Source organism: Stutzerimonas kunmingensis (genome assembly GCF_032106285.1).
In the GTDB taxonomy this organism is placed as follows: Bacteria; Pseudomonadota; Gammaproteobacteria; order Pseudomonadales; family Pseudomonadaceae; genus Stutzerimonas; species Stutzerimonas kunmingensis_B.
This window is the reverse complement of sequence record NZ_DAMCPO010000015.1, coordinates 17,684-32,188: the sequence shown is the minus strand read 5'-3', so window position 1 is coordinate 32,188 and position 14,505 is coordinate 17,684. Positions and strand designations below refer to the sequence as shown.

At 63.4% G+C, this 14,505-nt stretch carries 11 protein-coding genes; all 11 read right to left on the bottom strand.

Features of this window, described 5'->3' with window-relative positions; all coding sequences use genetic code 11:
- Positions 1–106: 106 nt before the first annotated feature.
- The 11 genes from RT582_RS13305 to RT582_RS13255 all read right to left on the bottom strand — a co-directional run bounded on the left by RT582_RS13305 (position 107) and on the right by RT582_RS13255 (position 14,488).
- On the bottom strand, positions 107–2,914 hold the full coding sequence (locus RT582_RS13305; protein WP_313477808.1) for a response regulator: 2,808 nt from the start codon (positions 2,912–2,914) through the stop codon (positions 107–109).
- A 116-nt stretch (positions 2,915–3,030) separates the two neighbouring features.
- Positions 3,031–4,323, bottom strand: a complete 1,293-nt coding sequence (gene purD / locus RT582_RS13300; RefSeq protein ID WP_313477805.1) for a phosphoribosylamine--glycine ligase — start codon at positions 4,321–4,323, stop codon at positions 3,031–3,033.
- A 199-nt stretch (positions 4,324–4,522) separates the two neighbouring features.
- Positions 4,523–6,127: a bifunctional phosphoribosylaminoimidazolecarboxamide formyltransferase/IMP cyclohydrolase gene (gene purH / locus RT582_RS13295; RefSeq protein ID WP_313477802.1), complete on the bottom strand. Its 1,605-nt coding sequence runs from the start codon at positions 6,125–6,127 to the stop codon at positions 4,523–4,525.
- Positions 6,128–6,203: 76 nt separating this feature from the next.
- Positions 6,204–6,524 (bottom strand): DNA-binding transcriptional regulator Fis, encoded by a 321-nt coding sequence (fis, locus tag RT582_RS13290; RefSeq protein ID WP_003279911.1) that lies wholly within the window; start codon positions 6,522–6,524, stop codon positions 6,204–6,206.
- Positions 6,521–7,534 carry a tRNA dihydrouridine synthase DusB gene (gene dusB, locus RT582_RS13285; RefSeq protein ID WP_313477799.1) on the bottom strand — a complete coding sequence of 338 codons (1,014 nt, stop codon included), beginning with the start codon at positions 7,532–7,534 and terminating at the stop codon, positions 6,521–6,523. The genes fis and dusB overlap by 4 nt, the downstream gene beginning before the upstream one ends.
- A gap of 201 nt (positions 7,535–7,735) precedes the next feature.
- Positions 7,736–8,980: a DUF3426 domain-containing protein gene (locus RT582_RS13280; protein WP_313477795.1), complete on the bottom strand. Its 1,245-nt coding sequence runs from the start codon at positions 8,978–8,980 to the stop codon at positions 7,736–7,738.
- Between the two features lie 109 nt (positions 8,981–9,089).
- Entirely contained in the window at positions 9,090–9,971 is an 882-nt protein-coding gene (gene prmA, locus RT582_RS13275; RefSeq protein WP_313477792.1) for a 50S ribosomal protein L11 methyltransferase, read from the bottom strand.
- Between the two features lie 145 nt (positions 9,972–10,116).
- Positions 10,117–11,466 carry an acetyl-CoA carboxylase biotin carboxylase subunit gene (gene accC / locus RT582_RS13270; protein WP_014819268.1) on the bottom strand — a complete coding sequence of 450 codons (1,350 nt, stop codon included), beginning with the start codon at positions 11,464–11,466 and terminating at the stop codon, positions 10,117–10,119.
- 17 nt (positions 11,467–11,483) lie between these two features.
- Complete coding sequence (gene accB / locus RT582_RS13265) at positions 11,484–11,942, bottom strand: acetyl-CoA carboxylase biotin carboxyl carrier protein (RefSeq protein WP_023446134.1); 459 nt, start codon at positions 11,940–11,942, stop codon at positions 11,484–11,486.
- 75 nt (positions 11,943–12,017) lie between these two features.
- The gene (aroQ, locus tag RT582_RS13260) at positions 12,018–12,461 is read right to left on the bottom strand and encodes a type II 3-dehydroquinate dehydratase (protein ID WP_125859640.1); all 444 of its coding nucleotides are present in this window, start codon (positions 12,459–12,461) and stop codon (positions 12,018–12,020) included.
- 209 nt (positions 12,462–12,670) lie between these two features.
- Positions 12,671–14,488: a protein-disulfide reductase DsbD gene (locus RT582_RS13255; RefSeq protein WP_312965593.1), complete on the bottom strand. Its 1,818-nt coding sequence runs from the start codon at positions 14,486–14,488 to the stop codon at positions 12,671–12,673.
- Positions 14,489–14,505: the final 17 nt, after the last annotated feature.

Below are 14,505 nucleotides of genomic sequence, written 5' to 3'. Positions count from 1 at the left end.
ATGTGGTGTAGGGGGTGTAGAAGCGGTACCAGTGCGGTGCTTGCCTGGAAACTGGGATGTCGACTGTTGTCAGGGATTGGAAGCCTGCGGGGACGGTAGGGCGCGGTCAGTCGACGCTCTCTGCCTGCTTGACGCGAACCCAGTGGTCGACAAGTTCGCGCAGGTTCGAGAGTTCCACCGGCTTGGCCATATGACCGTCCATGCCTGCTTCTCGCGCGCGGTCGCGGTGCTCGCTGAGGATATGCGCAGTCAGGGCAACGACGGGAGTACGCCGGCGCGCATTCCTGACTTCCCATTCACGCAGCTGGTGGGTGGCCTGAAAGCCGTCGAGCACGGGCATCTCGCAATCCATCAGGACCAGGTCATACGGCTGCGCCTTGATCGCCTCCAGCGCCTCTTCGCCGTTGCAGGCGGTGTCCGGTTGCAGGTTGAGTTTGTTCAACATGCCGCGGATGACCTTGGTGGAAATACTGTTGTCCTCGGCGACCAAGATGCGGAAGTCACTCGGGACTTCGAGCGCGAGTAGGTTCTGCGGCACCGTTGCCTGGCGCTGCTGGATGCCCGGCTGCCGCTGCGCGAGTTCGTCGGCCAAGGTGGTCTTCAGCGTGTAACCGGCGACCGGTTTGGCGAGGATGCGCTTGATACCCGCATTGCGCGCAATGATCTTGCTCGGTGCGCTGCTCATGCCGGTGAGCATGATCAGCAGGACGTCATGGTTGAGGCTGTAATCTTCCTTGATCTTGCTCGCCAGCTGCATGCCGGTCATGCCGGGCATGTCCTGATCGAGCAGGACCACATCGAAGTATTCCTTGAGGTGCGCCTTGGTCCGCAGCAGGGCCAACGCCTCTTTGCCCGACGCAACGGCGCTGACCTCCAGGCCCCAGCCGCTGCATTGCTGGACCAGTACCTTGCGGCAGGTGTCGTTGTCATCGACGATCAGCAGGCGAGTGCCTTGCAGCGGCCCGTCCAGGTCTGCATTGCTCTGCGCCAGCCCTTCACTGGCCAGCGGCAGGCTGATCCACAAGGTGTTGCCCTGGCTGGTGCCAGTCTGGATACCGAAATCACCATCCATCAGTTGCACCAGCTGGCGCGCGATGATCAGCCCCAGGCGCCCGCCATGGCGTGTCGCTGCAAGAAAGTCATGACTGTCGACCGCGGCATTGAGCAGCGCATCGCGCTCGTACGCCTCGAGTGGCCGCCCACTATCCTGCACGGTGATGCGCAGGCGCGGGCTCTCGGGCGGTCCGTCGACCGCGGCGATCAGCAACACCTCGCCTTCGTCGGTCTGCTTGAAGGCATTCTCCAGCAGGTTGAGCAGGGTCTGGCGCAGGCGGGTCGGATCGCCGGTCACCACCTGCGGCAGCTGCGGCTGGATAAAGCTGATCAGCTCGACCTTCTGTTGTTCTGCCTTGGCGCGGAAGATGCTCAGACAGTCCTCGATCAGTGCGTTGAAATCGAACTGCACGTCATCCAGCTCGATCTGGCCGGATTCCAGCTTGGAAATGTCGAGAATCTCGTTGATCAGATTGAGCAGTTCGTTGCCGGAGCTATGAATCGTCTGGACGTAGTCGCGTTGCTTGGCCGACAGCGATGTGCCCAGCAGCAATTCGCTCATGCCCAACACGCCGTTCATTGGCGTTCTCAGTTCATGGCTGATCTTGGACAGGAAATCGGCCTTGGTCTTGAGCTCCGCGCTGCTGACTGCCGCTGCTGTGTATTGGGTGCGGCTGTCGGTGTGGCGCTGACGTTGACGTTCGAGCAGGGCGAAGCTGAGCAGCAACCCTGCGAGGGTCGCCAGGCTGAACAAGCCGCCAGTCAACCAGCCCGGGTCGAGCTGGTCGAAGCCCAGCAACATGGGCATGAAGAAGATCATGCCGACGTTGAACAGGGTCGTTCCGGCCACCACCAGGCGCGCCGGCTGATAGCCCTGGCGCCAGTGATAGATCGCGACGAACAGAGTGCTGCACGATGCGGCCAGCACCAGCGAATAGATCAGCCAGCTGTACCACGGCCACTGACCGAGCAGGATGCTGGCTGCCAGCGCCAGTACCAGGTTGAGTTCGATGCCCAGCAGCCAGGTGATCCAGGTTCGCCCGCGGTGATGGAAGAAACCCAGCGTGTAGCCGAGCAGCGCGGCGCTGGCGGCCATCGCCGATAGGTCGGCGATCAGCGGCTGACTGTAGGTCAGCCAGGGCAGCCACGCCGCCATGACCCCGAGATTGGCCATGGCGCAGGCCAGCAGGGCGCCGTGCAGCAGGCTCAGCCAGATATGCGTGTAGCTGAGCGTGTAGGCAAAGCGCAGCAGGTTGTAGATCATCAACAGGGCTAGTGCGCCGAAGAGCGCGCCGAACAGGTAGGCAGGCTTGCTCAGGCTGACCAGGCCGGCTTCATCGATGGTCTTGAACCAGGTCATCACCGGATGGCTGGACTGCAGGCGGATATAGGCCTCGCGTGGCTGCCCGTCATTGGGAAGGCTGAACAGGTACGCCCGGTTGGGCAATGGCCGGGCGCTGAAGGGGCGCAGTTCCCCGGTCGCCGTATGCTGCTCGAGCTTGCCGTCACGCAGCAGGTAGAAGTCCAGATACTGCACTCGCGGTGCAAACAGCCACAGCCACTTCGGTCGGGTCAGTGACGGCAGGCTGACCTGCAGCCAGACGGCTCGGTCGCTGGCCGGAGCGCTGTAGGAGAGTTTTTCGAGACGCTGGAACAGTGCGCGCTGGGAAACCACCTCGTCGAGCGTAAGCCCTCCCGACTGGTCGATCAGCATGCGCCAGTTCTGTGGCACGGAATTGGGTGGAGCAGATAGTGCTGGGGAGGGCGTCGACTGGGTAATGGACGCCAGGGCCGGAAGCGGGATCAGGTTGATCAGCAGCAGGCCGAAGAAAACAGCGATGGCAATCCGGAGCCGACCCACTTGAGAAGTCCGTTCATGTGTGTGACGGCCGATTATAGCCATGCCTTTGTCGGCCTGTAATGCGTGCGGCAGCTATAAAACTTGGCGCCGCACGCATTCCTGGCGCCTGGCTACGCTCAGCTGTCGCCCAGCTCCCGGGAGATGGCGCGATAGCCGATATCTTTGCGATAGAAACAGCCATTCCAGTGGATTTTTTCCGCCAGACGGTATGCCTGCTGCTGCGCCTCGGAGACGGTGCGGCCGATGGCAGTTGCGCAAAGTACGCGGCCACCGGCGGTGACGACCTGGCCCTGGTCATTCAGCGCGGTACCGGCATGAAACACCTTGCCATCCAGCGCAGCGGCATCGTCCAACCCTTCGATCACATCGCCCTTGGCGTAATCGCCCGGGTAGCCGCCAGCGGCCAGCACCACGCCGACGGTCGGGCGCGGATCCCAGGTCGCCTCGACCTTGTCCAGCGCCTTGGCTAGCGCGGCTTCGACCAGCAGCACCAGCGAGGATTCGAGGCGCACCATGATCGGCTGGGTTTCCGGGTCGCCGAAGCGGCAGTTGAACTCGATGACCTTCGGCTGGCCAGCCTTGTCGATCATCAGGCCGGCGTAGAGGAAGCCGGTGTAGACATTGCCTTCGGCAGCCATGCCGCGCACGGTCGGGTAGATCACCTCGTCCATCACGCGCTTATGCACATCGGCGGTGACCACCGGAGCCGGCGAATAGGCGCCCATGCCGCCGGTATTGGGGCCGCTGTCGCCGTCGCCGACTCGCTTGTGGTCCTGGCTGGTGGCCATCGGCAGCACGTTCTCGCCGTCGACCATGACGATGAAGCTGGCCTCTTCGCCATCCAGGAATTCTTCAATGACTACGCGCGCGCCGGCGTCGCCGAAGGCGTTGCCGGACAGCATGTCGCGTACCGCTTCCTCGGCTTCGACCAGGGTCATGGCGACGATCACACCCTTGCCGGCGGCCAGGCCGTCGGCCTTGATGACGATCGGCGCGCCCTTCTCGCGCAGGTAGGCCAGCGCCGGCTCGACTTCGGTGAAGTTCTGGTAGTCGGCGGTGGGGATGTTCTGGCGCGCCAGGAAGTCCTTGGTGAAGGCCTTGGAGCCTTCCAGCTGCGCGGCGGCGGCGGTCGGTCCGAAGATGTCCAGGCCGCGCGAACGGAACAGATCGACTACGCCCTTCACCAGCGGTGCTTCCGGACCGACGATGGTCAGTTGTACGTTGGCAGCGGCAAAATCCGCCAGTTGCTCGATGGCCAGTACGTCGATGGCGACGTTCTCGCACTTGGCTTCAGTGGCGGTGCCGGCGTTGCCCGGGGCGACGAAGACCTTTTCGACGCGTTTGTCCTGCGCCACTTTCCAGGCCAGGGCGTGCTCGCGGCCGCCGCTGCCGATGATCAGTACGTTCATTTCTCTCTCCCAATGGAGGCGGGCCGGTAGCCCGCTTGGTGGATAAGCGAAGCGTTATCCACCCTACGAATACCGAGGTCGCGATCGGGCTGGTAGATGCAAGGCGCCCGATTCTTCACCCAGTGGAGTTGCCTTCTGGCAATGAGCATGGGGGAAGAGTCGGGCAACGCCGCAGATGCCTGTCCGAGTGCGGCCGATTTTAGTGGCGGAAGTGGCGCATGCCGGTGAACACCATGGCAATGCCGGCTTCATCAGCCGCGGCGATCACTTCGTTGTCACGCATCGAGCCGCCCGGCTGGATCACCGCGGTGATACCGGCCTTGGCCGCGTTGTCGATGCCGTCGCGGAACGGGAAGAACGCGTCCGAGGCCATCACCGCGCCGGGAACCGGCAGGCCGGCGTGCTCGGCCTTGATCGCGGCGATGCGCGCGGAGTTGACGCGGCTCATCTGGCCGGCGCCGACGCCGACGGTCTGGCGGTTCTTGGCATAGACGATGGCGTTGGACTTGACGAACTTGGCCACCTTCCAGGCGAAGATCAGGTCGTGGATTTCCTGCTCGGTCGGCGCGCGCTGGGTGACGATCTTCAAGTCTGCTTCGGTGATCATGCCGATGTCGCGGCTCTGGATCAGCAGGCCGCCGTTGACGCGCTTGTAGTCCCAGCCCGGGCTGCGCTCGGCCGGCCATTCGCCGCACTCGAGCAGGCGCACGTTGGCTTTGCTGGCGACGACGTCGCGCGCGGCTTGAGAGACCCTGGGTGCGATGATCACCTCGAGGAACTGACGCTCGACGATGGCCTGGGCGGTTTCGCCGTCCAGCTCGCGGTTGAAGGCGATGATGCCGCCAAAGGCCGACTCGCTGTCGGTGGCGTAGGCCAGGTCATAGGCCTTGCGGATGCCGCCTTCATCTTCCGGTACCACAGCCACGCCGCACGGGTTGGCATGCTTGACGATTACGCAGGCCGGCTTGGTAAAGCTCTTCACACACTCCAACGCAGCGTCGGTGTCGGCCACGTTGTTGAACGACAGCTCCTTGCCCTGCAGTTGCGTGGCGGTGGCGACGCAAGCCTCGTCGGGCTTCTCGACATAGAAGGCGGCTTGCTGATGCGGATTCTCGCCGTAGCGCATGTCCTGCGCCTTGATGAACTGCATGTTGTAGGTGCGCGGAAACAGGCTGCGATTTTCGGTGCTGAGCTGCTCGGTGCTCTGGTCGATGCCGCCCAGGTAGTTGGCGATCATGCCGTCGTAGCCGGCGGTGTGCTCGAACGCCTTGAGCGCCAGGTCGAAGCGCTGGGCGTAGGTCAGCCCGCCGTTCTTCAAGTTGTCGACCACTGCCGCGTAGTCCTCGGCATTGACCACGATGGCGACGTCCTTGTGGTTCTTGGCCGCGCTGCGGACCATGGTCGGGCCGCCGATGTCGATGTTCTCGATGGCGTCCGGCAGGGTGCATCCGGGCTTGGCCACCGTGGCTGCGAACGGATAGAGGTTGACCGCCACCAGATCAATCGGGGCAATGCCGTGCTCGGCCATCACCGCGCCGTCCAGGTCGCGGCGGCCGAGGATGCCGCCGTGAATCTTCGGGTGCAGAGTTTTCACCCGGCCGTCCATCATCTCCGGGAAGCCGGTGTAGTCGGCCACTTCGACAGCAGCAATGCCGTTGTCACGCAGCAGCTTGAAGGTGCCGCCGGTGGAGAGGATCTCGACGCCGAGGGCTTCGAGTTCGCGGGCGAAGTCGACGACGCCGGTCTTGTCGGACACGCTGATCAGCGCGCGGCGCACGGGAAGGCGGGTGGTTTGGTCGGTCATTGACGTTTCCTAGAGGCTACAGGCTTGAGTCCGCGAAGCTGGCAGGTGCGGACAGCCGCGCCTGCCAGCTGCCGCGTCAGAGCAGGTCGTACTGTTTGAGTTTCTTGCGCAGGGTGCCGCGGTTCAGACCCAGCAGCTCGGAAGCCTTGGTCTGGTTACCCTTGACGTAGTGCATCACGGTTTCCAGCAACGGCGCTTCCACTTCGGAGAGTACGAGGTTGTAAACGTCCGTGACGTCTGCACCTTCGAGGCGGGCGAAATAGTTGTGCAGCGCTTTCTCGACGCTGCCTCGCAGCGTCTGCCCCGCTTCGCTCGGCGTGTTCAGGTGCTGCTTGAGGTTCACGTTGTCACTCACGGATGTTGTTCCACTTACCAATGTTTCATTCAACAGCGTCATGCGGCCACCTCTGTTCCATCCACCGAGCCAGGCCCTGAGCGTTGTTCGGCAAAGAACTGCTGAATGCTGAAGGCCTGTGCATCCCTGTCTTCCAGATGATTGAAACGGGCGCGGAAGTCCCGCGCGCCCGGCAGTGTTGCGAGATACCAACCCGCGTGCTTGCGGGCGATACGGACTCCCATCACCTCGCCATAGAATTCATGCAGCGCCTGCACATGCTCCAGCAGGGTGCTTTCAACTTCGTCCAGCGTCGGCGCCGCGAGCAGCTCACCGGTGCGCAGATAATGCTCCACTTCGCGAAAGATCCACGGGCGACCCTGCGCCGCACGTCCGATCAACAGACCGTCCGCTCCGGTTGCCTGTAGTACCTGGGCCGCCTTGTGCGGCGAATCGATATCGCCATTGGCGAACACCGGAATCGACACCGCCTGCTTGATGGCGGCGATGGTGTCGTACTCGGCTTCGCCGGTGTACAGGTCGGCGCGGGTGCGGCCGTGAGCGGCAAGTGCTGCGATGCCCGATTGCTCGGCGATACGCGCGACGGTCAGGCCGTTCTTGTTCTGCCGATCCCAGCCGGTGCGAATCTTCAACGTCACCGGAACGGTCACGGCGCCGACCACGGCTTCGAGGATATCCGCGACCAGCTTCTCGTCACGCATCAACGCCGAGCCGGCGGCCTTGTTGCAGACCTTCTTCGCCGGGCAGCCCATGTTGATGTCGATGATCTGCGCCCCCAGCTCCACATTGCGCTGCGCCGCCTCGGCCAGCATCTGCGGGTCGCCCCCGGCAATCTGCACTGAGCGGGGCTCGGGCTCGTCCGCATGGGGAATGCGCAGGCGAGATTTGCGACTGTTCCACAGACGCACATCGCTGGTGAGCATTTCCGAGACCACCAGAGCCGCGCCGAAGCGGCGGCACAACTGGCGGAACGGCTGATCGGTCACGCCGGCCATGGGCGCGAGGATCAATCGATTGGTCAAGGTGTAAGGGCCGATGCGTACCGCTGACATGAAGATTCCCTGCTTGGGGCCTGCTTGTTAGGTAGATCGGGACTGCAAAAAAGGGTGGGCATAATACCCGCTACGCATGACGGGTTAAAGGCTGTTTTGAACAAATTCTGAACAGTGGTCGCCTTATCGCCGGGAGTTTGGACGCGCCCACCGCCCGCGCGATGAGCGCCGGCGGCGGCAGTCTGAACTGCAAGCTCGTCGCTATTTGGGCGAATGGAAGCTCAGGCTGTAATTAACTGCCTTTGCGCCCGGGTCGAGGATATCCAGGGCGATATGGATGGGAACCTGCGGTGGCATCTGGGCCTGTCCTGCCAGTTCTCCAGAAAGATATTCGCTGGGCTTGAAGCTGCGGCTGGCGATCAGTTTGCCGTTGAGGTCGGCGAAGCGGATTTCCAAAAGCGGAAACGGCTGTGCAAAGGCCGCGCGGTTGTAGAGGATCGCGTCGACGACCAGCGCGCCGGTGAACTCGGGATGGCTGCGCACGACCAGGTTGCTGCTCTTGATCTGGCCAATGTCGACCAGGGCCGGCAGTTCGCAGCCAACGGTCGGGCAGATACGCTCGAACCAGCTGCGATACTGGTGCTGCCTCGACAGCTCGTCGTAGTTGTAGGCAACGTACTGGGTACCCAACGCAAGCAGTGCCAACAGGTTCAGTACGCTCCAGCCGAGCCAGCGCCCCCAGGGTTTCTTCGCTTCCTGCCAGTCCAGCTGCAGTGGCTCATCGTCGAGCTCGAACAGCGGCTCGTCGCGCAGGTCGGGCTCGCGGCGTGGCGCTGCAGGATCGACGACAGGGGCGAGCTGTTCGGTAGCCGATGGCGTTGCCAGTTCAGGTTCGACCCTTTCGTCGTGCGCCTGCTGGGCTTCGGCGATCGCGAACGGCGTGGGACTGGCTGCCAATGGGCTCAGCGGTTGCGGAGACTCCGAGGTGACCGGGGTGAAGCTGACCACCTCATCGCTCGGGCTCGCCGGCGACTGCGTGACGCCTTGTTCGGCGTTCAGCAGGATCTCGGCCCAGCTTTCGTCCTGCGTGGAGGATATCTCCGGTAGCGGATCGCGAGGCCTGGTTGCCGCGTCGCCGTTGGCTTCGAGGCTGAGCAGGTCGCGAGACAATTCGCGCTCCTGGCGCTCCAGTTTGGCCAGCTCTTCGTCCAGGTCGAGGCTGTCGAGGTCCAGGTCATCGTGAATCCACAGCGTTTCATCGGCCTTGGCGGTTGGCGTCGGCATGGTAGCCCTGGGATGCTCGGTAGCCTGCGTCTGGATCGACTTGTCGACGGGAGTTGTCAGTGGTTGCGTCGGGTCCAGCTCATCGCGCAGCAGATGATGGGCGGCGTTGAAGACTTCCATGCAGGCGCCGCAACGCACTGCGCCGCGGGCCGCGCGCAACTGGCTGCGGGCGACGCGAAAGCGGGTGCTGCAGTTGGGGCACTGGGTGATGAAGCTGGTCATGCGTCTTTCCGCGCGAAGGTGCCGGCTAGTCTAGCGTATGCCAGTCGCGCAGCGGCAGGGGCTGCGGCGCCTGTTGTGCAAGTGTGCGGGCGAGGTCGCAAGGCGCTGCTCAGGCACGTCGGACGCCGCTGATGCGTACCCAGCCATCTTTGTCGGCGGTTGGGTCGAGCTCGAATGCACCGCTGTAGGCTGCGCGCACCTCCTCGGCCTGTTCGGCTAGGATGCCGGACAGTGCCAGGCGGCCGCCGGGCTTGACCAGTGCGGTGATGCGCGGCGCCAGCGAAACCAGCGGGCCAGCAAGAATGTTGGCGACCACCACGTCGGCAGCCTTTTCCGGCAGCTGTTCAGGCAGGTAGAGCGCGAAACGCTCTGCGGCGATGCCGTTGCGCTCGGCGTTGTCGCGTGAAGCGTCCAGCGCCTGGGTATCGATGTCGGTGCCGACGGCATGCTCGGCGCCCAGCAACAGGCCGGCGATCGCCAGGATGCCCGAGCCGCAGCCAAAATCCAGCAGGGACTGGTCCTGCAGAGGCTGGGCATCCAGCCACTCGAGACAGAGTGCGGTAGTGGGGTGGGTGCCGGTACCGAACGCCAGGCCAGGATCCAGCAGCAGGTTGACCGCGTCGGGCTCCGGCGCCGCGTGCCAGCTGGGGACGATCCACAGGCGGCGGCCGAAGCGCATCGGCTGGAAGTTGTCCATCCAGCTGCGCTCCCAGTCCTGGTCTTCGATCACTTCGACCTGGTGCTCGGGCAGCTCGCCGCCGCGCAGCAGCTGCAGGTGGGCGAGCAGGGAGTCCGGGTCGGTGTCGGCTTCGAACAATGCCAACAGGTGCGTGTGCGACCACAGCGGAGTGGTGTTGAGATCCGGCTCGAAGATCGGCTGATCCTCGGCGTCCATGAAGGTCACGGAAACCGCGCCCAGATCCAGCAGCTGGTCTTCCAGCGCTTCGGCCTGATCGGGGGTGATGGCGAGTCGGATCTGCAGCCAGGACATGGAGGCCTCTCGAGTGGGGTCGCGGGAAAAGCCGGCAAGCTTACTGGAGGGGGCGTTGGGCGGCCAGCGTGGACTAGATATCCGCCTGACAGAAACGACAGAGGCCGCCCGAAGGCGGCCTCTGCAGTACAGCGCCGAGCGTGGCTCAGTGCTTATCCATGCCCAGTTTTTTCTCCAGGTAATGGATGTTCACGCCGCCCTTGCAGAAGCCTTCGTCGCGCACCAGGTCGCGGTGCAGCGGGGCGTTGGTCTTGATGCCGTCGACGATCAACTCGTCCAGCGCGTTGCGCATGCGGCCCATGGCCTCGTCGCGGTTCGCCCCGAAGGTGATCAGCTTGCCGATCAGCGAGTCGTAGTGCGGCGGAACCGAGTAGCCATCGTAGAGGTGCGAATCAACGCGAACACCGTTGCCGCCCGGCGCGTGGAAGTGCTTGACCTTGCCCGGGCTGGGCATGAAGGTGCGCGGGTCTTCGGCGTTGATGCGACATTCGACGGCATGGCCGCGGATGACGACATCTTCCTGCTTGATCGACAGCTTCTGGCCGCCACCGATAAGCAGCATCTCCTTGACGATGTCGATGCCGGTAACCATCTCGGTAACCGGATGCTCGACCTGTACGCGAGTGTTCATCTCGATGAAGTAGAAGTTGCCGTCTTCATAGAGGAACTCGAACGTACCGGCGCCGCGGTAGCCGATATCGATGCACGCCTTGACGCAGCGGGCCTGCACCTTGCGGCGGGCTTCTTCGTCGATCAGCGGGGCAGGGGCCTCCTCGATCACCTTCTGGTGACGGCGCTGCAGCGAGCAGTCGCGATCGCCGAGGTGGATGGCGTTGCCCTGGCCGTCGGCCAGGACCTGGATTTCCACGTGGCGCGGATTGGTCAGGAACTTCTCGAGGTAAACCATCGGATTGCCGAAGGCTGCGCCTGCTTCGTTGCGGGTCAGCTTGGCCGAGGCGATCAGGTCCTCTTCCTTGTGCACAACGCGCATGCCGCGACCACCACCGCCACCGGCGGCCTTGATGATCACTGGATAGCCTACCTCGCGGGCGATCCGCAGCGCTTCCTTCTCGTCTTCCGGCAGCGGGCCGTCAGAACCCGGAACGGTCGGTACGCCGGCCTGCTTCATCGCGTCCTTGGCCGATACCTTGTCACCCATCAGGCGGATAACGTCGGCGGTCGGGCCGATGAAGGTAAAGCCAGACTTCTCCACCTGTTCGGCGAAGTCGGCGTTCTCGGCGAGGAAGCCGTAGCCGGGATGAATGCCGTCGGCGCCGGTGACTTCGGCAGCGGCAATCAGTGCCGGGATGCTCAGGTAGGACTTGGCAGAGGCGGCCGGGCCGATGCAGACGGACTCGTCGGCCAGCGACACGTGCATCAGGTCACGGTCTGCAGTGGAGTGCACAGCCACGGTTTTGATGCCCAGTTCCTTGCATGCGCGCAGAACTCGAAGGGCTATCTCGCCGCGGTTGGCGATCAGTACTTTTTCCAACATCGCTGGCTCTCCGCGGTTCAAACGATGGTGAACAGCGGCTGGTCGTATTCGACCGGCTGACCATTCTCCACCAGGATGGATTCGATGGTGCCGCTGATCTCGGCCTCGATGTGGTTCATCATCTTCATGGCTTCGACGATGCAGAGGATGTCGCCCTTCTTGACGCTCTGACCGACTTCGACGAACGCCTTGGATTCCGGCGAGGACGCACGGTAGAAGGTGCCGACCATCGGCGAGCGGACCACATTGCCGTTCAGCTTGGGCGCGGCCGGGGCAGCGTCGGCAGCCGGGGCGGCAGCAGCTACCGGAGCAGGAGCCGGTGCAGCCGGAGCCTGAGCGTAGATCGGCTGCTGCATCGCTACCTGCTTGCTGTGGCGGCTGATGCGTACCGACTCTTCACCCTCGTGGATCTCCAGTTCGTCGATACCGGACTCTTCCAGCAGTTCGATCAGCTTTTTGACTTTGCGAATATCCATGAAGCATTGACTCCCAGGTAAGTTCAAAGGGCATTGCTGCTCGCTTCTTCAAGGCTCGGCATGTGCACGAGCCCCTCAGGAAGCAGCGAGTTGTTCCAGGGCGGCCTCCAAGGCCAGTCGGTAGCCGCTGGCGCCAAGGCCGCAGATCACACCCACCGCGATATCGGAAAAGTAGGAGTGATGGCGGAAAGGTTCACGCTTGTGCACGTTGGACAGGTGCACTTCGATGAATGGGATGCTCACGGCCAGCAACGCGTCACGTAATGCGACGCTGGTATGCGTGAATGCCGCGGGATTGATCAGGATGAAATCGACGCCTTCGCTGCGTGCAGCATGGATGCGCTCGATCAGTTCGTACTCGGCGTTGGATTGCAGATGCAGCAGATGATGTCCGCGATCTCGGGCACGCTGCTCCAGATCCTGATTGATCTGCGCCAGCGTCACTGCGCCGTAGACGCCCGGCTCGCGGGTGCCGAGCATGTTCAGATTCGGCCCGTGGAGGACCAGAAGCGTGGCCATCGGTATTCCTTGTTTTTCTGTATGCGCTGATCAGTCGAGGTGGCTGGTCGCGAGAAGGGAAAAACTATGCCCCAAGCAGGGTATGACTGTCCAGTCATGTCGCGATCGAAGGAAATGCCCGCATTATGTCTGAAGATTGCCGCAATGATTCATTGGGCTGAGGATCGTCGGCTTGTCATGGATCGATCCCGCGAAAATGCGTACGTGAGCTAGAGCAGAGGTGCCGCGCGATCCAGACGCTCGCTGAAACCGGGAGCGTCTATCTCGCCGACTACGCGTACTTCGGACATCTCATTGCCACGCCGATCGAAGAACAGGATGGCCGGGGGGCCGAACAGTTTGTAGCGGTCCAGCAGGCTGCGTTGGGCGGCGTTGCTTTCGGTGATGTCGAAGCGGATCAGACGATAGTCGGTCAGCCGCGGTGCCACCTGTGGGTTGGCGAACACCTCGCGTTCGATCACCTTGCAGCTGATGCACCAGTCGGCGTACCAGTCGAGCATCAGCGGTTGGCCGGCGGCGCGGGCGGCGGCCAGTTGGGTATCGAGCTCGGCCGGCGTGGAAATGGTGTGCCAGCCTTCACTGGTCATGCTGCCCGGCGCTGATCCGGCTACGGAGGTTGGCAACGGCCGAAGTGGATCGGAGCCGCCCTGTAGCGCCCCGACCCACGCGGCCAGCGCGTAGACCAGCAATACCAGTCCCATCAGCTGCGCGAGCTTCTGCCTGGGCGTCTTGCTGGTGAATTCCAGGGTCCCGAGAAATACGGCGCTGCCGGCCGCGAGCAGGCCCCACGCCGCCAGAGCAAGCGGACCGGGCAGTACGCGCTCGAGCATCCAGACGGCGACGGCGAGCAGCAGTACGCCGAATACGTTGCGCACGCTGATCATCCATGGGCCGCTCTTGGGCAGTAGCGCGCCACCGCCGGTGGCGAACAGCACCAGCGGTGCGCCCATACCCAGGCCCAGGGCGAACAGCTTCAGGCCGCCGCCTAGCGCATCGCCGCTGGCACTGATGTACAGCAGTGCGCCGGCCAGCGGAGCGGAAACACAAGGCGATACCAGCAGACTGGACACGGCACCGAGCAGCGCCGCTCCGGTAAACGAGCCGCCGCGTGCGTTGCCGGCAAGACGGTCGAGTCGACTGCTGAGTGCCTGTGGTAGGCGCAGCTCGAACAGCCCGAACATGGCCAGGGCGAAGGCGACGAAGAATAATGCGAAGGGTACAAGAATCCAAGGTGATTGCAGGCGCGCCTGCAGATTCAGCTCGGCGCCGAATACGCCCATCAGCGCGCCGAGCAGGGCGAAGCCGCCAGCCATTGGCAGTACGTAGGCGAGCGACAGCAGGAAGCTGCGCATTCCGCCGGGCTGGTCGCGCAGCACGACGCCGGTGAGAATCGGCAACATCGGCAGCACGCAGGGGGTGAAGGTCAGGCCCAGACCGGCGAGGAAGAACAGCGCGATGGAGCGCCAGGAGAGGTCGCGTTCGCTGGCCTGCTGGCTGGCTGACGCTTCGGTGGTCGCTCCGCTGGGGGCGCCGGCAACGTCGCCGATGGGGAGCGATTCGGTTTCCGGCGGGTAGCACAGGCCTTTATCGGCACAGCCCTGGTAGGAGACCTGCAGGACGAAGGGGCGGTTGTCCGGGTTGGTCAGCGGTAGCTCGACATCGACAATGCCGTAATAGGCTTCGATCTCACCGAAATAGTCATCGACCTTGGGCACGCCGGCGGGCAGCTTCGGCTCACCGATCACGACACCTGACTGGTCGGCCTTGAAGGCGAAACGATGACGGTAGAGGTAGTAGCCCTCCGCTGCGACGAAACGCAGGGTGATCTGTTCAGGCGTAGCTTCAACGAGACTCAGTCGAAAGGCTTCGCGTACCGGCAGGAAATCGCTGCTGTTGTTCAGCGCACCGCCAAGACTGGCGCTGGGCTTGTTGTCGAACAGGCCGGCGTGGGCAGGAAGTACGAATAGCAGGAGCAGCAGACTCAGCAGGCGAAGCATGGCGATCTCACGGTAAAGCTGTGGCGGCATGATAACCAAGCCCGACG